The following is an 18,537-nucleotide window of genomic DNA, read 5'->3' as shown; positions in this document are numbered from 1 at the left end:
CAGATTCCTTTTTGTCGTAATGGGACGGCGCGGCGGGTGCGTTCAAGGCGCACACCCGACTGCGCACATTTACTTCCTGCCGCGCTCATTGCCTCATTGCGCCGCACGGCACGCCTTACTGCGGCAGAACCGGACGCAAAGCCACGACCTGCTTGAGCTTCGAGTCCGGTGCACGACCCTTGCGCGCGCGTTTGCCGATCTGCGGCGCAAGCACCGGCCCCGACATCAGATCCTCGCCAGGCTTGCCGCCGCGGCCCGTGCCGGTCAGCACCACGCCCGCCGCGCTGATCGCGAGCGCCTGCACGAGCTTTTCGTTGTCGTCGAGTTGCATCAGCGTCACACCGCGGCCGCCCGCCGAGAGCGTCTTCATTTCGTCGAGGCCGAACACGAGCAGACGCCCTCCCGACGAAAGACACGCCACCTGGATGGCACCGGGCAGCATCGGCATCGGCGCGAGCGGCAAAGCACCTTCGTCGATCGTCATGAACGACTTGCCCGCCTTCACGCGGCTCTTCATGTTTTCGATCGTCGCAATGAAGCCAAAGCCGTTGCTCGACGCGAGCAGCAGTTGCTGGTTCTCGCTCGCCGCGTAGTAGTGCAGCAGGTGTGTGCCCGCTTCGAGTTCGATCAGCGACGTAACCGGCACGCCATCACCGCGCCCGCCCGGCAATTGCGCCACGGCAACCGAATAGACGCGGCCGTTGCTGCCCCACGCGACCAGCAGGTCGGGCGTGCGGCACTGGAACGCCGCGTAGAGCGCGTCACCGGCCTTGAACGTGAAGCCTTGCTGGTCGAGCCCGTGGCCCTTCAACGCGCGCACCCAGCCCTTCTGCGACACGACCACGGTGACGGGCTCGTCCACCACACGCACCTCGAACGACGCGCGTTTTTCCTGCTGGATCAGCGTACGGCGATCGTCGCCGTATTGCTTCGCGTCGCCTTCGATTTCCTTCACGATGAGCCGCTTCATCGACGACTCGTTCGCGAGCAGCTCTTCGAGCTTCGCCTTCTCGTCGCGCAACTCCTCGAGTTCCTTCTCGATCTTGATCTTTTCGAGCCGCGCCAACTGGCGCAGACGGATTTCGAGGATATCGTCGGCCTGGCGCTCGGAAAGCCCGAATGCGCTCATGAGCGCCGTCTTCGGCTCGTCCGACTCGCGGATGATGCGGATGACTTCGTCGATGTTGAGGAAGACGATCATCCGCCCTTCGAGGATGTGGATGCGGTCGTCGACCTTCATCAGCCGGTGCTTCGTGCGGCGTGTGACCGTTGCGAAGCGATAGCCGATCCACTCGTACAGGATCTCGCTGATGCCCTTCTGACGCGGGCGGCCATCCGCGCCGACCATGACGAGATTGAGCGAGGCGTTCGATTCGAGGCTAGTGTTCGCGAGCAGCGACGTTACGAATTCGGTCTGATCGATGCGGCTCGTCTTCGGCTCGAACACGAGACGCACGGGCGCGTCCTTGCCCGACTCGTCGCGCACGGCGTCGAGCAGCGCGAGCATCGACTGCTTCGTCTGCAACTGCTCGGGCGTGAGGGTCTTCTTGCCGAGCTTGAGCTTCGGGTTCGTCAGTTCCTCGATCTCTTCGAGCACCTTCTGACACGACGTGTTCGGCGGCAGTTCGGTGACCACCAGTTGCCACTGGCCGCGCGCGAGATCCTCGATCTTCCAGCGCGCGCGCACCTTGAGGCTGCCGCGTCCCGTTTCGTAGGCCGCCGCGATCTCCGCTTCGCTCGAAATGATCTGGCCGCCGCCCGGGAAGTCCGGCCCCGGCAACCGCTCCATGATCTCGGCGTGCGTGAGCTGCGGATTGCGGATCATCGCGACCGCCGCCGCCGCGACTTCGCGCAGGTTGTGCGAAGGAATCTCGGTAGCGAGACCCACGGCGATGCCCGATGCGCCGTTCAGCAGCAGCATCGGCAGGCGCGCGGGCAACGTCTTTGGCTCTTCGAACGAGCCGTCGTAGTTCGGCATGAAAGCGACGGTACCCATGTCGATTTCATCGAGCAGCAGCTTCGCGATGGGCGTGAGGCGCGCTTCCGTGTACCGCATGGCCGCTGCGCCGTCGCCGTCGCGCGAGCCGAAATTGCCCTGGCCGTCGATGAGCGGATAGCGCATCGAGAAGTCCTGCGCAAGACGCACGAGCGCGTCATACGCCGACTGGTCGCCGTGCGGATGGTATTTACCGAGCACGTCACCCACCACGCGCGCCGACTTCACGGGCTTGGCGTTGTCGCCGAGGCCCATCTCGTTCATCGCGAAAAGAATGCGCCGCTGCACCGGCTTCTGGCCGTCGCAGACATCGGGCAGCGCGCGGCCCTTCACGACGCTAACCGCGTAGTCGAGGTACGCGCGCTCCGCGTAGTGGCCGAGCGTGAGCGTGTCGCCTTCGGCGCCGCCAGTCACTTCAGCAAAAAGATCGTCCATATTCAATCAGTCCGTGTTCCTGTCCAGACCTGCAAACAAGCGCATAAAGCGCATACAAGCAGCGCACATAAGCGCAGGTTCGCGCGTCAGATATCCGCTTCGACCTCGTTGCCCTTCTCTTCGAGCCACGAGCGGCGCGACGCCGCTTCGCCCTTGCCCATCAGCATCGTCATGCGTGCGACGGTGGCCTCGTAGTCGAGCTCGCCGAGTGCGACCGGCGAAAGACGCCGCGTGTCCGGGTTCATGGTCGTATCCCAGAGCTGCTCGGCGCTCATTTCGCCCAGGCCCTTGAAGCGGCTGATCGCCCATTGCGTATCGCGCACGCCATCCTTGCGCAGCTTGTCGAGGATCGCGTCGAGTTCGCCATCGTCGAGCGCGTAGAGCTTCTGTGCGGGCTTCTTGCCGCGCGCGGGCGCATCGACGCGGAACAGCGGCGGGCGAGCCACGCACACATGGCCGCGCTCGATCAGTTGCGGGAAGTGCTTGAAGAAGAGCGTGAGCAGCAAAACCTGAATGTGCGAACCATCGACGTCCGCGTCAGACAAGATGCAGATCTTGCCGTAGCGCAGGTTCGAGAGGTCGACGATCTCGTCCGGACTGTGCGGATCGACGCCGATCGCCACCGAAATGTCGTGCACCTCGTTGTTCGCAAACAGGCGGTCGCGCTCGGTTTCCCACGTGTTGAGGACCTTGCCGCGCAAAGGCAGGATCGCCTGATACTCTTTGTCGCGGCCCATTTTCGCGGAACCGCCCGCCGAGTCGCCCTCGACGAGGAAAAGCTCGTTGCGCGAGATATCCGTCGATTCGCAGTCGGTCAGCTTGCCCGGCAGCACGGCCACGCCCGAGCTCTTGCGCTTCTCGACCTTCTGACCCGCGCGCGTGCGCGCCTGGGCCTGCTTGATGACGAGATCGGCGAGCTTCTTGCCGTGCTCGACGTGCTGATTGAGCCACAGTTCGAGCCCGGGACGCGAGAACGACGAGATGAGCTTGACCGCGTCGCGGCTGTTCAGGCGCTCCTTGATCTGCCCCTGGAACTGCGGGTCGAGCACTTTCGCGGACAGCACGAACGAGACGCGTGCAAACACGTCCTCGGGCAGCAGCTTCACGCCCTTCGGCTGCAGGTTGTGCAATTCGACGAAGCTCTTCACGGCCTGGAACAGACCGTCGCGCAGGCCGGATTCGTGCGTGCCGCCCGCGGGCGTCGGGATGAGGTTCACATACGACTCACGCGTGAGCGGCCCTTCCTCGCTCCACGCGACGACCCAGGCAGCGCCCTCGCCGTCCGCGAAGGTGTCGTCGCCCGTGCGCGCATTGTCGGCGTAACGCTCGCCTTCGAAGAGCGGGATCAGGAGATCGCTGCCGTTCATGCCTTCGAGCAGATAGCCGCGCAGGCCGTCTTCGTACTTCCAGCTTTGACGCTCACCCGTCTTCTCGTTGACGAGCGTCACTTCGACGCCGGGCAACAGCACGGCCTTCGAGCGCAACAGACGCTGCAACTCGCCGACGGACACGTTGGCCGAATCGAAATACTTCGGGTCGGGAACGGCCGTGACGCGCGTGCCGCTCTTCTTTTCGTCGCGCGCGGCGTTGCGCGTGGTGAGCTGATTGACGACCTCGCCATCGGCAAAACCGATTTCAGCGACCTTGCCGTCACGCCAGACGGTGACATCGAGGTGCTTCGACAGCGCATTGGTCACCGACACGCCGACGCCGTGCAGGCCGCCCGAGAACGTATAGGCGCCGCCGGCGGCCTTGTCGAACTTGCCGCCCGCATGCAGCCGCGTGAAGACGATTTCGACGACAGGGACCTTCTCTTCGGGATGCAGGCCGAACGGGATGCCGCGGCCGTCGTCCTCGACTGAGACGGACTGGTCCGCGTGCAGCGTCACGGTGATGTGCTTGCAGTAGCCGCCGAGCGCTTCGTCCGAAGCGTTGTCGATGACTTCCTGGATGATGTGCAGCGGATTCTCGGTGCGCGTGTACATGCCCGGCCTCTGCCGGACGGGCTCGAGGCCCTTGAGCACCTTGATCGACGCTTCGCTATATGCGGCGTTTGACTTCTTCGTAGACATGGTGGTCCGTCGGTTTTCCGCAAGGTTGTCCACAGGTCCTGTGGACAACCGCGTGGACAACGCGTTGAATTTTCAAAAAAAGCAAAACGAAACAACGGGGTGAACTGGTCTGCCCATCGCACAGGCAACTGCAGGCACTTGCATCGCGGGCCGATTCGCCAGGTATTGTACTGATTTGGTGTGGCCCGGCAATTTGCTTCGCGTCGAATGGCCGAACGGGAGAGGCCCGGCCCACAAGAAAAAAGCGGCCTCCAAAGGCCGCTTTGCTCACTTGCGCTTGCTCTCCAGTTCCTCCCACCGCTCCAGCGCGACGAGCAGCTCCTCTTCGATCTGCGCATAGCGCTCGGTGAGCCGCGCGCCTTCCTGCGCGTCCTTCGCGAAGATCGAACCGTCCTCGATCTGCGCGCCGATCGCCTTCTGTTCTGCCTCCAGCGCCTCCATCCGCGCGGGCAGCGCCTCCAGTTCGCGCTGCTCCTTGAATGAGAGCTTCACGGTGCGCTGGGCGTTGCGTCCCGCCGCGCTGTCCTTCGCCGCAGCGGCCGCCGGCGCGGACGGCGCGCTCGCGCGCGCCTCGGCAATCGCCTGCGAACGCGCGCTCTGCGTCTGCCAGTCGGTGAAGCCGCCGACGTACTCACGCCACTGCCCCTCGCCCTCGGCCGCGATCACCGAGGTCACCACGTTGTCGAGAAACGCGCGGTCGTGGCTCACGAGCAGCACGGTGCCGTCGTAATCGGCGAGCAGTTCTTCCAGCAGTTCGAGCGTCGGAATATCGAGGTCGTTGGTCGGCTCGTCGAGCACGAGCACGTTCGCGGGCCGCGCGAAAAGACGCGCGAGCAACAGACGGTTGCGCTCGCCGCCCGAGAGCGACTTCACCGGCGAGCGCGCGCGTTCAGGCGCGAACAGGAAATCGCCGAGATAGCTCATCACATGCTTCTTCGCGCCATTGATCTCGACCCAGTCGCTGCCGGGGCTGATCGTGTCGGCGAGGGTCTTTTCGAGGTCGAGCTGCGCACGCATCTGGTCGAAGTACGCGACCTGCTGATTCGTGCCGACGCGCACCGTGCCCTCGTCGGGTTTCAATTCGCCGAGAATGAGCTTGAGCAGCGTGGTCTTGCCCGCACCGTTCGGGCCAACGAAACCGATCTTGTCGCCGCGCATCACGATCGTCGAAAAACGATCGACGATCGTTCGGTCTCCGTAGCGTTTCACGACGTCGCTGAGTTCCGCGACGATCTTGCCCGACTTCTCGCCCTGCGCGACGTCGAGCTTCACGTTGCCCTGCACGTTGCGGCGCTCGGCGCGTTCGTTACGCATCTGCACGAGCCGCGCGATGCGCCCGACGCTGCGCGTGCGCCGCGCCTCGACGCCCTTGCGGATCCACACTTCTTCCTGAGCGAGCAGCTTGTCGAACTTGTCGTTCTCGACGCGCTCCACTTCGAGCTGCTGCGCCTTGCGCTCCTGATACTGCGAAAAGTTGCCCGGATACGAGAGCAGCCGCCCGCGATCGAGTTCGACGATGCGCGTGGCCACCCGGTCGAGGAACGCGCGGTCGTGGGTGATGAAGAGGAGGCTCGCGCGCTGCGCGACGAGCAGGTCCTCCAGCCAGCGGATGCCGTCGAAATCGAGGTGGTTCGTCGGTTCGTCCAGCAGCAGCACGTCGGGCTGCACGACGAGCGCACGCGCAAGCGCCACGCGCTTTTGCATGCCGCCCGAGAGCGCGCCCACGCGTGCATCGCCGTCGAGGCCGATCTGCGCGAGCGTCGTCACCACGCGCGTGCGCCAGTTCCAGGCGTCGGCGGCGTCGAGCGCGGACTGCAGCGCGTTCATGCGCGCGAGCAGTGCATCGTGCTCCACGCCTTCAGGCGTGTCCGCGAGCTTGTGCGCGACGGTGTCGTATTCGTCGAGCAGCGCGCGCACGCGTTCGAGCCCCGAGGCCACCGTGTCGAACACCGACGCGTCGGTGTCGAATTCAGGCTCCTGCGGCACATAAACGGTCGAAAGATTCTGCTGGCGCGTGACGAGACCGTCGTCGGGCTTGGCAAGTTCGGCGACGATCTTGAGCAGCGAGGACTTGCCCGCGCCGTTGCGGCCGATCAACCCGACGCGCTCACCCGCTTCGAGCGAGAAGTCCGCGTGATCGAGCAGCGCGACGTGACCGAACGCGAGTTGCGCGCCGGTAATGGTGTAAAGCGACATGACTGGGAAACGATGCCTGCGTTGGACCTGAAGCGCGCATTGTACCGGTCCGGCGCGGCCACGATCGGGCAGCGCCTGCGCGCACCGATACCGCGGCGGGTCACGCAGGCGGCAGCGTTACTTCACGTGGACCGTGATCGTCTGGCTCCACGCGGGCCCGTACGAGCGGTGCGCGCCGTCGGCGAACTGCGCCGTGAGTGTGTGATCGCCGGGCGGCAGCGTGAGATCGGTTTCGGTCTGCCCCTTGCCGTAGTGCAGCGACTTGTCGCCCACCGGCACGACCTGCCCCTGGGGCAGCGGCGCGCCGTCGATCAGCAGATGATGGTGGCCGGTTCCGGGCGTCGTCGTGCCCGCCGGGGCGACCGTCATGCCTTCGACGGCAAATTGCACGTGCACCGGGTTGGTCACCGTCGCGCCGTCCTTCGGCTCGACGATGGAGACGCCTTCGGCGCGCGCAACGCCACTCACGAAAAGGAGGGCCGCGAATGCCGCGCCCGCCAGCCAGGTGTTCTTGACCATCATGGTTCTCCTCGGGAGTAAGTGGTCCAACCGGCTCCGCACGATGCCTCCGTGCTCACGAAACGCCTGCGGGCTAGCATACACGCGTCGACCGACGCCGGCGCCGCCGGTGCTCGTTGCACGCGACACCCAATGCCGCCCCCGGCGCGGCGCTCCCAGCGGGTGGCTCGCACCACCATTTCCGGTATCATCGCGCGTCGCCTGCCACCCGCACACCGGCAATGATTTGACGATTAATAGGGGGTGCATCGCAGGCAAGCCATCAAACACATAGAAGGTGCGCAGTGAGCGAAGTCATCGAATACAAGAGCTGGGTCTGCGTGATCTGCGGCTGGGTCTACAACGAACAAGATGGACTGCCCGACGAGGGCATCGCGGCGGGCACGCGCTTTGCCGATATCCCCGAAGACTGGCGCTGCCCGCTGTGCGACGTCGGCAAGGGCGACTTCGTCATCGTCGAGTTCTGAGCGCGCCGCGCGCCTCACAAGGCGATTGCACCAGGCTGTGGCTCGCATGTCGAGCAGGTTGTGGCGGGAATCAGCGTCCCATGCCGTCTTAACCGGCGTTTCGGTGTCGCGTCGAGCCCGGGCGCGTTAATCACGAAGCGTCGAGGAGTGCCAGATTCAGGGCGGCGATTTCCTTGCGGATGCAGCGGGGACGTCGGCGCCGAAATCGATTCCGGTAATGTTGACAGCGCGCGGAGTCTCACTACCGCAACGGTGGCACGCATGGCAGATCATCGATCATTCATCGCGTCGATCGTCGTATTGACTCAATGAACGACTGCCCGAACGAAACGTGCCAATCAGCATCGGAGATTGCGTTCGTGGCTTTTGCGAATGAATTTTCCGACACCGGGCGATAGCGTGGAATGCTGTACACAACGTATCGATACTTTGGCGTCGCACCGCTGTTCGTCACGACACCACCGAGTGATTCAGCGATGCGACGGCTGGCGTGGTTATCTTCAGCAACGGGATAGATGAAGCACGAGTAGTCGAAATTCGCGCCTGCCCACAGGTAAAGGCAGGTTACCGCTTCCCATCCGAATCCGTTGCCCTGGCGACTTTCGCGAATCCATATTCCGAGTTCCGGATTCGGTGTCTGTATACGACCCAGTCCGGCCAGTCCAAGGAAACGGTTGTGTAGCTTCTCTCTCACCGTAAAGACCCACTCGGTGCCGTCGGCGAAGGCCTGCATCCACGCCCGCCAACTCCCGGCGAATTCACTCTGGCGTGCCGGTGGCTCGCTCATCATGTAACGCGTGAGCGAAGGCGTAATGCACGGATACGCTTCATCGGCGTCAGCGGGAGAAAAAGGCTGAAGCAGCAACCGTGGCGATTCAATCACGTTAATCATTGTTCACGCTTCGCTGGTCGGGGCGGTTGGTCGGTTTGCGGGGACGCCAGTCCAGCGCCAGGAAAACGACGGACGAATGGCGCACGCATTAGAAAAGACATTACCGCCTGGCAACTACGGGCCTGTCCTGGTCAGACACGCCTTTTACGGACCAGCCCCATCGGCCTGACGAAATTGCTGCCGACTCAGTTTCCTGCACGTTCACGTTGAATACAGGGTCCACGTCCAAAAAACCACCGCATTTGCCACAACTTTCCCGTGGCGGCAGTCGCAAGCGAAATTTGATGCGATCGCGTGGAAAACCAGATGGTGTCAGCCAGTTGCCGTTTTCTGCTGCTCCACGCGCATTCGCATGCAGAAAATGCCCTGCAAAGGCATCGATTGAAATTCGCATGCGCCGCAATGAAACCACTACGCGATGATGGGCGGCATATATGCGCAATCGGTGACGCCGGAACTTCACCACATACAGAGCGAACAGCACATCGCTGCATCAGGCGAGAATGCCTGCGGGCCCTGTGGGCGATCACATACCAGCGTGTTACACCTCGCGATTCTCCGATGATTAAATCGTTTTACCGATTCATTCTATTGGAGCGCTCATGGACGTCGATTCCCTCTCCAGCACTTATTGCGCGTGGCATTCGGAAAACGTGGAATGCGCAATGCAATCCGCCAGTATCGCTCGCGAGCCCAAAATCCATTCACCAACTGAATACGGACCTGGAAGCGGTAATAGCGCATTCGATACCGCAGTGTTCGGCAAATCGCACGCCCCACGCGGAGATACAGCGAATTATCCCGCAGGCAATGTGCGCGATTACGCGGGTAGCCCAATACGTGGCACACGGGACAAGGATGGCAACATCGTCCGCGAATCACAGGACAAAAATGGCGACCATATTCGGGACACGTGGGACAAGGCTGGCAATCACATTCGCGACATTCGGGACAAGGCGGGCAACCACATACGCGAGGTCTGGGACAAGGCCGGCAACCATACGCGCGAGGCGTGGGACAAGACTGGCAGCCATACGCGCGAGATCTGGGACAAGGCTGGCAACTACATACGCGACATCCAGGACAAGGCAGGCGACCGCATACGCGACATCTGGAACGAGCAAGGTCACCATCTGCGCTTCATCGACTACGACGACGGAAAGCCACACCGCAAACACCCCTGGGACGGCCTGCTACCTGCGGGTATCGGCGCACCGGGTATGAGTGGGCCACCAGACGACGGGACAAACGATACTCCTGCAGATGCAGATGGCGGGTCCGACTCGGATGACGGCGGCAGTGGCGGCGCACCGGGCGGGGCAGATGGTGACGGTGACGGTGGTGGTAGCGCACTCGGCGGAGCAGACGGTGGCGGCGGTGACGTCGGCGCACCCGGCGGAGCATACGGTGGCGGTGGTGGCGGCGCACCCGGCGGAGCTGACGGTGGTGGTGGAGGCGGCGCACCGGGCGGAGCATACGATGGTGGTGGTGGTGGCGCACCGGGCGGAGCATACGATGGTGGTGGTGGCGCACCCGGCGGAGCATACGGTGGCGGTGGTGGCGGAGCACCCGGCGGAGCATACGACGGCGGTGGTAACGAAGCCGGTCCAGTCGGCGAACCCGGAGATGGCGATTCGGGCCAACTCGTCGGCGAATCCGGGGCACTCAATGGGACAGGGACAGGCCCAGCCGTCCGAGCCGGTGCGCTGGACACTTTCCTCGCTGAGAAATCGCCGCACGCATCAGCCCGCGACCCGCTCACGAAAGGCTTCAATACGGAGCAGCAACACACGCTTCGCAACGCGTATCACCACGCAAAACAAATGGTCGATGCAGCGCTCGACCATCTTCTCGGTCATGGTCCGGACAGCAACTTTCAACGTTGGTTCGGGACACCGACACCCCAAAACGTACAGCACGTGACGCAGGTATTGAGCAACATCCAGCATGCTCTCGCACACGACGCGAACATGTTGATCGCCACCCGAGGGGCGGACAGTCATGAACTGGCCCACGTGTTCCCCAACTCCCCCCATAAGATCGATCTGACGCCGCTGGCGCTTACCAAGGTGGAAGGTCCGAATACCCTTGAAACGACGCTTGTCCACGAGCTAAGTCACTTCACGAACATCGGCGGCACGGAGGATCATTCGTACGGTATGGAGGATGACCACCGTCTCGCAGCGACGAACGACCAGGCAGCCATCACCAATGCCGACAACTACGCGATGTTCGTCCGGGCCTACGGCAGTGCATGAAGCATGGGAAACGCTTGACGCAGCATATCGTTGAGTCGCTCGAAGGCCTCGACCACGGGCACGCATCGCGATGCCCGGCCGAGGCCGACGTCACCCGGAACGACGCCGCTGCCAGGTAAGTGCGTCAGGCCCCTTTCCCGGTAAGGTTTCACTGGTTAGTGACCGCACACAATGTGGATGCGACCCCGGACCAAACGCAATAGCCCCGGCGCGCCGCAACGCGTCATTTTCGCGCTGGAAGGCGTTTGCTATACTCCACGTCCTGCATCGCGATTCGCCTCAGGCGCGAAAACGCGAACGCTCCGCGCCATGACGGGTGACTTGGGAAACATGGCGGACATAGCGGAGCCCGCAGGTTTGCGTCCCGCACGCCTCCCTGTAGTTCAATGGATAGAACAAGTGCCTCCTAAGCGCTAGATGCAGGTTCGATTCCTGCCGGGGGGACCAACCGCGTGACGCGCCCTACGCCCGTTAATCCGCTTGCCGGATTCGGCGAGGCTCCGCGCGAACACCCATTCCACGCCACGGGCCGCTATCTGCGATACGGCCGGCGACGCTATTCTCAAAGGCCTGACTCCCCATGGACATCAACACACAAGTCGCAGCCCTCACCGCGTCCGAACTGCAGACGGCTGGCGCCAGCCAGGCTACCGCTATCGCGCTGAGCGTCGTGATGCGTCATCTGAATTCGCCGGAACTCAGCCGGCTGCTCACATCGGCGTTTGAAAATCATCAGGCCGTGATGCTCCAGACGCCGTGGCCTGAACAAATGCTGCAGTCGTTCGAAGCGACCCGCCGCTTCTTCGAAGCCGCAGCGGTTCCGCAGGCGGACACGCCGCTGCAAGACAAGTAAGTCCGGCAAGCCCGTTCGCGCGGCGTCGCGTCACCGCGACAGCCGGGCCGCGCGCACGGCTGCACGAGCCGCTTCATCGCCCCGGGTAAACATGAATGCACGCAGCCCTAAAGCTGCGGCAATCCATGCCGTTATGGCCGGTATGGACTCCGATCGTCCCACCCCTGCCGGGCACCTCATGTCGAGCCTCATCGATCAGGACATCACGCACATTCGCCGTGTTATGCCGCTCGCGCTGAGCGGCGATCTCGCCGGGCCGATCCTCCCGTCGACCTACTGGCGCAAGCGCCTCCATCGCCTGCTCGACACCGGCTACGTCAACAAAGGCCAGCTCAGCGAAATCGACAGCCTGCTGAACGTGCTCGACGAGTACGACCTGAAAGCGGCCGGAGACGCCGACGAGACTTCCGGGCAGCGGGCCGCTGCCGGCGGTTCGACACTCGCCTGATCCTTCTCGCCGCGACAAACGGCACCGGCTGGTTTTGCGTGACGCCTCGCAGTCAGCGGGCAGATTTCCTGGTGCCGCGGGTCGGCTATCGGTCATAATGTCCGCCAAAATCCCCAGAGAGAATCCTGTGTCCTCGGCCCATTCGCGAGACCTGCTTCAGCAGGCACGCCAGCGCTTCACCCAGCAGCAGATCGCCGAGCATGTCGGCAAAGACGTCAAAACCGTGCGTCGCTGGGAAAAAGGCGAAACACCCTGCCCCGCCATGCTCGAAGCCGCGCTGCGTGAACTCCTGCACGGCGGCGCTCGCGCCGTCGCGACACCCGCGCGTTTTCGCTTCGTCGACCTGTTTGCGGGCATCGGCGGCATCCGCATGGGCTTCGAGGCGCATGGCGGCGAGTGCGTGTTCACGAGCGAGTGGAACACGTTCTCGAAGAAGACCTATCTGGAGAACCACGGCGAGGACCACACGTTCGCCGGCGACATCACGGCGGTCGCCGCCGCCGACATCCCCGATCACGACGTCCTGCTCGCCGGCTTTCCGTGCCAGCCGTTCTCGATTGCCGGCGTGTCGAAGAAGAACGCGCTCGGCCGTCCGCACGGCTTCGAGTGCTCGACCCAGGGCACGCTCTTCTTCGACGTTGCGCGCGTCATCGCCGAAAAGCGGCCCGCCGCCTTCCTGCTCGAGAACGTCAAGAACCTGCTCTCGCACGATCGCGGCCGCACGTTCGACGTGATCCGCCAGGTGCTGCGCGACGAACTGGGCTACGACATCCACTATCGCGTGATCGATGGGCGCCATTTCACGCCGCAGCATCGCGAGCGCATCATCATCGCCGGGTTCCGCGAGCCCGCCGCGTTCACCTGGGACGCGCTCGCGCTGCCCGAAGAAGGCCCGCGTCTCGGCTCGATCCTTCATCGCACGGACGGCTGCGAGCCCATCCTCCCGTGGGACGGCGATCGTTTCTTCGATCACGGTGCCCGCCGCGTGCAACCGAAGTACACACTCACGCCGGGCCTCTGGCAGTACCTCCAGCAATACGCCGAGAAGCATCGCGCCGCGGGCAACGGCTTCGGCTTCGGCCTCGCGTTCGAGCAGAGCGTCACGCGCACGCTGTCGGCGCGCTATCACAAGGACGGCAGCGAGATCCTCGTCCACCAGGGCGAAGGCTTGCGCCCACGCCGCCTGACGCCACGCGAGTGCGCACGGCTGATGGGCTTTCCCGACACGTTCCGCATTCCCGTGAGCGACACCCAGGCGTATCGCCAGTTCGGCAACAGCGTGGTGATGCCGGTGATGCGCGAAGTGGCGCGCACGATGATGCCGCACCTCGACGCGGCGCTCGCGATGGCGGGCCCGAAGGCGCAGGCGAAATCCGGCGCGGCGCGCAAGCCAGCCACAGCGGCAAAAGCGGGCAGGACGCCCCGCACCGAGTCGGCCGCCGAGGCGGCCTGACTCCGCGGCGCGCGAACCCGCGACGATCGGACGGCAAGCCATGGTCGACGTCGTCGATGCCGCCACCCGAAGCCGGATGATGTCCGGCATCCGCGGCCGCGACACGAAACCTGAGCGCGTGATCCGCAGCCTGCTGCACCGGCGCGGCTTTCGCTTCCGGCTCGACGTGCGGGAGCTGCCGGGCCGTCCCGACATCGTGTTGCCGCGCTATCGTGCGGTCGTGCTCGTGCATGGTTGTTTCTGGCACGGCCACGCGTGCGCGCTCTTCAAATGGCCGCAGACCCGCCCCGAGTTCTGGCGCGAAAAGATCGCGCGCAACCGCGCCAACGACGCGCGCACGCTCGCCGCACTCGCCGCGCAGGGCTGGCGCGTCGCGGTGATCTGGGAATGCGCGCTGCGCGGCGCTGATCACGATCCGCAGGCGGTCGTCGAGCGTCTCGACGCGTGGTTGAAGGACAGCGGCTCGGTCTGGTTCGAAGCGCGCGGCTGAAGGCTGTGTGTCGTGTCGCGGTGATAAACTCACTCGACTGGTTTTGGCCAGCCGCGCCTGGTTTAACAACGCCTGCAAGAAACGACGAGAAGGAGATAACCAATGGCTGATTTCCGACTCTGGTCCGACGACTTCCCGAGCAACGGCTTCATGCCAAAGGCGCAGGAATTCGACGATCGGGCTTTCGGCGTCGACGGAGACAACGTCTCGCCCGCCCTGCAGTGGGACGCGCCGCCCGAGGACACGCAAAGCTTCGCGCTGACGGTCTACGATCCCGACGCACCCACCGGCAGCGGCTTCTGGCATTGGGTCGTCGTCAACATTCCACCGGACGTGCGCTCGCTCGCTCGCAATGCGGGCAAGGCGGACGGCAGTCTGCTGCCGCAGGGCGCCGTGCAGATGCGCAATGACTATGGCACGGTCGGCTTCGGCGGTGCGGCGCCGCCGCGGGGCGACCAGCCCCATCGCTATATCTTTCGCGTGCATGCGCTGAAGGCGGCACACCTTCCGGTGACGCCGGAGACGACCAACGCAGTCGCCCGCTTCATGACGCACCTGAACGAACTGGACTCGACGACCTACGTCGGACTCTACGAACTTAAATAACGTTTTGCCGCAAGCGGGCCCGCGCTCACGCGCGCGGGCCGCCGCCGGCGCATGTGCGAACACGATGCAAGTCGCCATGCGACGCGACGCACACCCGATCATCGATGCCCACCACGTCCACCACCTCCCCCGCTTCCACGCACCCGAATCACGCCACTGCAGAAGCCGAACCCGGCCTGCCGTTCCCGCAGCGCTATCACGCGATCATCGTGGTCGCGCTCGGGATCACGCTCGCGGTGCTCGACGGCGCGATCGCCAACGTCGCCCTGCCGACCATCGCGCGCAATCTGAACGCGAGCGCGGCCAGCTCGATCTGGATCGTCAACGCGTATCAGCTTTCGGTCACGATCTCGCTTTTGCCGCTTGCCTCGCTCGGCGACCGTATCGGCTACCGGCGCGTGTATCTGTGGGGGCTTGCGCTCTTCACGGTCGCGTCGCTGGGCTGTGCGCTGGCCACAACGCTCCCCGCGCTCGCGATCGCGCGCATGGTGCAAGGCTTCGGCGGCGCCGGCATCATGAGCGTCAACACGGCCCTCGTTCGCATGATCTATCCGCGCAGCAAGCTGGGCCGCGGCGTGGCGATCAACGCGATGGTCGTCGCCATCGCGTCCGCGGTGGGGCCCACCGTCGCATCGGGCGTGCTCAGCATCGCGTCATGGCCGTGGCTCTTCGCGATCAATGTGCCGATCGGCGTCGCCGCTTGCGCGCTCGGCATGCGCGTGCTGCCGTTCAACCCGCGGCATCCGGCGCCCTACGACTACTGGAGCGCCGTGCTCAACGCGCTTGTGTTCGGCCTGCTGATCTTCGCCGTCGATGGCCTCGGCCACGGCGAGCGCCGCGCGTGGGTCGCCGCCGAATTCGTCGCGGCGCTCGTGATCGGCTGGTTCTTCGTGCGTCGCCAGTTGACTCAACCCGCACCGCTGTTGCCCGTCGATCTGCTTGGCATTCCCGTATTCGCGCTTTCGGTGGGGACGTCGGTCTGCACGTTCTGCGCACAGACGCTTGCATTCGTTGCACTGCCGTTCCTGATGCAGGACACGTTCGGGCTCTCGCAGGTGCAGACCGGACTGCTCATGACGCCCTGGCCGCTCGTGATCATCGGCGCCGCGCCGCTAGCCGGCTGGCTCTCCGACCACTATCCGGCGGGCCTCCTCGGCGGCATCGGGCTCGCGCTGTTCACGCTCGGGCTGGTGTTGCTCGCGACGCTCGGCGCTCATCCGTCGGCGTTCGACATCGGCTGGCGCATGGCGCTGTGCGGCGTGGGCTTCGGCACCTTCCAGTCGCCGAATAACCGGCTGATGCTCTCGTCCGCGCCGCGCGAGCGCTCGGGCGGTGCGAGCGGGATGCTCAGCACCGCGCGCCTGAGCGGACAGACACTCGGCGCCGCGCTCGTCGCGCTGATCTTCGGCGTGGCCCCCGAGCACGGCCCGACCGCCGCGCTCTACGTGGCGACAGCGTTCGCCGCCATCGCAGCCGTCATCAGCACGCTGCGGCTCGTGCCGAAAAATTCGGTGCCGATGCGGACGTAAATCCCCGGATTTACCCGCTTCGATCGCACTCTCGCGCAAAAAAACTGTCCAAACAAACGGCGGCGCGTATTGATTCGCGATTCGCGCCGTCCGCGTGATCTTCCCTTCACGGTGCTCCACCAACCAAAAGGGAGATTTCCATGTCATTGATCGTCGCCGGACGGTTCACGACCTTCCCCGCCGCCGAGGCCGTCGCCGAGAAACTCTACGAGCGCGGCTTCGTCGAGGAAGACGTGAACCTCGTCTTCGTCAATCCGCGTGGACAGCATGCCCATGCACGCCACGCCATGGGCATCGCCGCGCCGCGCGAACCCGTCCACACTTCGCAGCATGTCTCGCGCAATGTCGCCGCCGGCGCCGTTGCGGGCGCCGTGTTGGGTGTCGCGATCTTCGCGGGAATGGCGGCATCGCTTCCTTCTGTCGTCATTGCGGCAGGTGTGGGAGCGTGGCTCGGCGCGTGGATCGGCGCGATAGAGAGCCGGCAGCAAGCGGCGGAGCATCACGAGCTCGTGCTACACGAAACGCGCAACTCGGGCGTGTTGCTCACGGTGCATGTGACTCCGGAAAGCCAGGCTGTCGCGGCGGATGTCCTGCGTGAATCGCACGCCGCCGACATCGAACGCGCTTCGGGCCGCTGGCAGGGCGGTCACTGGGCCGACTTCGACCCGACCCGCTCGCCCGAGCCGTACGACCAGGCGCGGCAGCCGCAGGGCTGACGCGCGGGCCTGCTGCAACGCAACGCAGCGGTTCGAAGGCCGCCGCGCGAGGGGATTCGTGTGCGCCGCGGCGGCACACCTGGCTGTAGAGCGCCGCGCCCGACCAGCGCAGGCGCGACGCGGCGAACGAAACCTGGTGGAAGAACGCCTTCAGCCTGCTTTTGCTGGCGCAACACTACGCGCCCGCGCCGTAACAGACGCCGCGGTCGCGACGCTGCGCAGATCGGCGAGAAACGTATCGCGCCACACCGCGAGATTGTTCTCGCGCAGCGCGGCCATCATGTCCTCGTAGCGCGACTGGCGTTCGGCGAGCGGCATCGACAGCGCACGTTCGAGCGCCTCCGCCGTCTGGTTCAGATCGTATGGATTGACGACCAGCGCGCCCGGCATCTGCTCGGCTGCACCCGCGAACTGCGAGAGCACGAGGACGCCCGGATCGTCGGGATCCTGCGACGCCACATATTCCTTTGCGACGAGATTCATCCCGTCGCGCAACGGCGCGACATAACCCACGTGCGCGAGCCGGAAAAAACCCATCAGCAGATTGCGCTCGTACTTGCGGTTGAGGTACTGGATCGGCGTCCAGTCGAGTTGCGCGAAGCGTCCATTGATGCGGCCCGCTTCGCCTTCGAGGTTGCTGCGGATCGCCTGGTAGGTCTGAACATCGGAGCGCGTCGGCGGCGCAATCTGCAGCAGCGACACGCGGCCGTGCCAGCCCGGCCCGTTCTGCAGCATGCGCTCGAAGGCCTGGAAACGCTCCGCGAGCCCCTTCGAATAATCGAGCCGGTCCACGCTCATGATGAGCTTGCGCCCGCGCATGGCGTCGCGCAGGCTGCGCACGGCCTTGCGGTCGGAGAATTGCGCCGCTGCCGTCGCGATCGCGTCGGGATAGATGCCGATCGGATAGGTGCCGACCTTCAGGAAACGTGACCACGCGTGGACCATGCCGTCCTCGCTCGCCGTGCCATGGCCGCCGCGTTCGACGTAGTCGAGGAACGCCTGGCGGTCCGCATCGGTCTGGAAGCCGACCACGTCGTAGTGGCACAGGAACTTCATCAGTTCTTCGTGCGGCGGTACCGAGCGCAGCACCTCGGGCACCGGCATCGGAATGTGCAGGAAAAAGCCGATCGGATTCTTCACGCCGAGATCACGCAGGCAACGCGCGAACGGGATCAGATGGTAGTCGTGGACCCAGATGATGTCGTCGGGCTCGATCATCGGTTGAAGCTGGCGCGCGAGCGCCACGTTCACGCGCAGATAGCCGCCGTATTCCTGACGCTCGTAGCGTGCGAGGTCGTTACGGTAGTGGAAGGTCGGCCAGAGCGTCGTGTTCGAGAAGCCCTTGTAGTACTGGTCGTAGTCACGGCGGGTCAGACCCACCGTCGCGTAAGTGACGCTGCCCTGCTGCTCGAGGGCGGGCGGTGCTGGAGCGGCGACGGTGTCGCCGCTCCAGCCGAACCAGACGCCGCCGGTTTCCTTGAGCGCGTCCAGCACGCCAACGGCCAGGCCCCCAGCAGCGGGGCGCCCCTCCTGCGTCGGCGCGACGCGATTCGATACCACGATCAGCTTGCCCATTGCGGCCAACCTCCTGTTTCGTTATTTCCGGA

The 18,537-nt window shown here is 64.6% G+C and carries 15 protein-coding genes and 1 tRNA gene; 10 read left to right on the top strand and 6 right to left on the bottom strand.

The annotated features are described in order from the left end of the window. Window positions 1-115: 115 nt before the first annotated feature. The 4 genes from parC to L0U80_RS04050 all read right to left on the bottom strand — a co-directional run bounded on the left by parC (window position 116) and on the right by L0U80_RS04050 (window position 7,218). Window positions 116-2,431, bottom strand: a complete 2,316-nt coding sequence (gene parC / locus L0U80_RS04065; protein ID WP_233862677.1) for a DNA topoisomerase IV subunit A — start codon at window positions 2,429-2,431, stop codon at window positions 116-118. 86 nt (window positions 2,432-2,517) lie between these two features. Continuing rightward, on the bottom strand, window positions 2,518-4,503 hold the full coding sequence (locus tag L0U80_RS04060) for a DNA topoisomerase IV subunit B (protein WP_233862676.1): 1,986 nt from the start codon (window positions 4,501-4,503) through the stop codon (window positions 2,518-2,520). Window positions 4,504-4,770: 267 nt separating this feature from the next. Further along, on the bottom strand, window positions 4,771-6,699 hold the full coding sequence (locus L0U80_RS04055; RefSeq protein ID WP_233862674.1) for an ATP-binding cassette domain-containing protein: 1,929 nt from the start codon (window positions 6,697-6,699) through the stop codon (window positions 4,771-4,773). Window positions 6,700-6,816: 117 nt separating this feature from the next. Then, window positions 6,817-7,218, bottom strand: coding sequence for a DUF4399 domain-containing protein (locus tag L0U80_RS04050; protein WP_233865646.1), 402 nt, complete (start codon window positions 7,216-7,218; stop codon window positions 6,817-6,819). 284 nt (window positions 7,219-7,502) lie between these two features. Here L0U80_RS04050 and L0U80_RS04045 point away from each other — a divergent pair, with 284 nt between their 5' ends. Beyond that, on the top strand, window positions 7,503-7,685 hold the full coding sequence (locus tag L0U80_RS04045; protein ID WP_233862672.1) for a rubredoxin: 183 nt from the start codon (window positions 7,503-7,505) through the stop codon (window positions 7,683-7,685). Window positions 7,686-7,965: 280 nt separating this feature from the next. Here the strand turns inward: L0U80_RS04045 and L0U80_RS04040 are convergent, their stop codons facing one another. Further along, the gene (locus L0U80_RS04040; RefSeq protein ID WP_233862671.1) at window positions 7,966-8,577 is read right to left on the bottom strand and encodes a GNAT family N-acetyltransferase; all 612 of its coding nucleotides are present in this window, start codon (window positions 8,575-8,577) and stop codon (window positions 7,966-7,968) included. Window positions 8,578-9,179: 602 nt separating this feature from the next. Here L0U80_RS04040 and L0U80_RS04035 point away from each other — a divergent pair. The 9 genes from L0U80_RS04035 to L0U80_RS03995 all read left to right on the top strand — a co-directional run bounded on the left by L0U80_RS04035 (window position 9,180) and on the right by L0U80_RS03995 (window position 16,930). Continuing rightward, window positions 9,180-10,835 carry a M35 family metalloendopeptidase gene (locus L0U80_RS04035; RefSeq protein ID WP_233862670.1) on the top strand — a complete coding sequence of 552 codons (1,656 nt, stop codon included), beginning with the start codon at window positions 9,180-9,182 and terminating at the stop codon, window positions 10,833-10,835. Between the two features lie 372 nt (window positions 10,836-11,207). Then, window positions 11,208-11,282 (top strand) — tRNA-Arg (locus L0U80_RS04030). Window positions 11,283-11,415: 133 nt separating this feature from the next. Then, window positions 11,416-11,688, top strand: a complete 273-nt coding sequence (locus tag L0U80_RS04025; RefSeq protein ID WP_233862669.1) for a hypothetical protein — start codon at window positions 11,416-11,418, stop codon at window positions 11,686-11,688. Between the two features lie 91 nt (window positions 11,689-11,779). After that, entirely contained in the window at window positions 11,780-12,136 is a 357-nt protein-coding gene (locus tag L0U80_RS04020; RefSeq protein WP_233862668.1) for a hypothetical protein, read from the top strand. Between the two features lie 97 nt (window positions 12,137-12,233). Further along, window positions 12,234-13,589, top strand: a complete 1,356-nt coding sequence (gene dcm / locus L0U80_RS04015; RefSeq protein WP_308444839.1) for a DNA (cytosine-5-)-methyltransferase — start codon at window positions 12,234-12,236, stop codon at window positions 13,587-13,589. Between the two features lie 40 nt (window positions 13,590-13,629). Then, window positions 13,630-14,079 (top strand): very short patch repair endonuclease, encoded by a 450-nt coding sequence (locus L0U80_RS04010; RefSeq protein ID WP_124150054.1) that lies wholly within the window; start codon window positions 13,630-13,632, stop codon window positions 14,077-14,079. Window positions 14,080-14,181: 102 nt separating this feature from the next. Next, entirely contained in the window at window positions 14,182-14,685 is a 504-nt protein-coding gene (locus tag L0U80_RS04005) for a YbhB/YbcL family Raf kinase inhibitor-like protein (RefSeq protein WP_233862667.1), read from the top strand. A 104-nt stretch (window positions 14,686-14,789) separates the two neighbouring features. Next, a complete protein-coding gene (locus L0U80_RS04000) occupies window positions 14,790-16,214 on the top strand; it encodes an MFS transporter (protein WP_233862666.1) in 1,425 nt (474 codons plus the stop codon). 140 nt (window positions 16,215-16,354) lie between these two features. After that, window positions 16,355-16,930, top strand: coding sequence for a hypothetical protein (locus tag L0U80_RS03995; protein WP_233862664.1), 576 nt, complete (start codon window positions 16,355-16,357; stop codon window positions 16,928-16,930). Window positions 16,931-17,080: 150 nt separating this feature from the next. Here the strand turns inward: L0U80_RS03995 and otsA are convergent, their stop codons facing one another. Then, window positions 17,081-18,505, bottom strand: coding sequence for an alpha,alpha-trehalose-phosphate synthase (UDP-forming) (gene otsA, locus L0U80_RS03990; RefSeq protein WP_233862662.1), 1,425 nt, complete (start codon window positions 18,503-18,505; stop codon window positions 17,081-17,083). Between the last annotated feature and the right edge of the window lie 32 nt (window positions 18,506-18,537).

Origin of the sequence: Paraburkholderia adhaesiva (assembly GCF_021390575.1) — a bacterium.
Lineage (GTDB): Bacteria > Pseudomonadota > Gammaproteobacteria > Burkholderiales > Burkholderiaceae > Paraburkholderia > Paraburkholderia adhaesiva.
Note: the sequence above shows the minus strand (reverse complement) of the source record. Positions and strands in the feature narration are given on the sequence as shown.

Coding starts and splice junctions, on each gene's coding strand:
- parC (WP_233862677.1), bottom strand. CDS start 2,431: ATGGACGATCTTTTTGCTGAAGTGACTGGCGGCGCCGAAGGCGACACG.
- L0U80_RS04060 (WP_233862676.1), bottom strand. CDS start 4,503: ATGTCTACGAAGAAGTCAAACGCCGCATATAGCGAAGCGTCGATCAAG.
- L0U80_RS04055 (WP_233862674.1), bottom strand. CDS start 6,699: ATGTCGCTTTACACCATTACCGGCGCGCAACTCGCGTTCGGTCACGTC.
- L0U80_RS04050 (WP_233865646.1), bottom strand. CDS start 7,218: ATGGTCAAGAACACCTGGCTGGCGGGCGCGGCATTCGCGGCCCTCCTT.
- L0U80_RS04040 (WP_233862671.1), bottom strand. CDS start 8,577: ATGATTAACGTGATTGAATCGCCACGGTTGCTGCTTCAGCCTTTTTCT.
- L0U80_RS04035 (WP_233862670.1), top strand. CDS start 9,180: ATGGACGTCGATTCCCTCTCCAGCACTTATTGCGCGTGGCATTCGGAA.
- L0U80_RS04025 (WP_233862669.1), top strand. CDS start 11,416: ATGGACATCAACACACAAGTCGCAGCCCTCACCGCGTCCGAACTGCAG.
- L0U80_RS04020 (WP_233862668.1), top strand. CDS start 11,780: ATGAATGCACGCAGCCCTAAAGCTGCGGCAATCCATGCCGTTATGGCC.
- dcm (WP_308444839.1), top strand. CDS start 12,234: ATGTCCGCCAAAATCCCCAGAGAGAATCCTGTGTCCTCGGCCCATTCG.
- L0U80_RS04010 (WP_124150054.1), top strand. CDS start 13,630: ATGGTCGACGTCGTCGATGCCGCCACCCGAAGCCGGATGATGTCCGGC.
- L0U80_RS04005 (WP_233862667.1), top strand. CDS start 14,182: ATGGCTGATTTCCGACTCTGGTCCGACGACTTCCCGAGCAACGGCTTC.
- L0U80_RS04000 (WP_233862666.1), top strand. CDS start 14,790: ATGCCCACCACGTCCACCACCTCCCCCGCTTCCACGCACCCGAATCAC.
- L0U80_RS03995 (WP_233862664.1), top strand. CDS start 16,355: ATGTCATTGATCGTCGCCGGACGGTTCACGACCTTCCCCGCCGCCGAG.
- otsA (WP_233862662.1), bottom strand. CDS start 18,505: ATGGGCAAGCTGATCGTGGTATCGAATCGCGTCGCGCCGACGCAGGAG.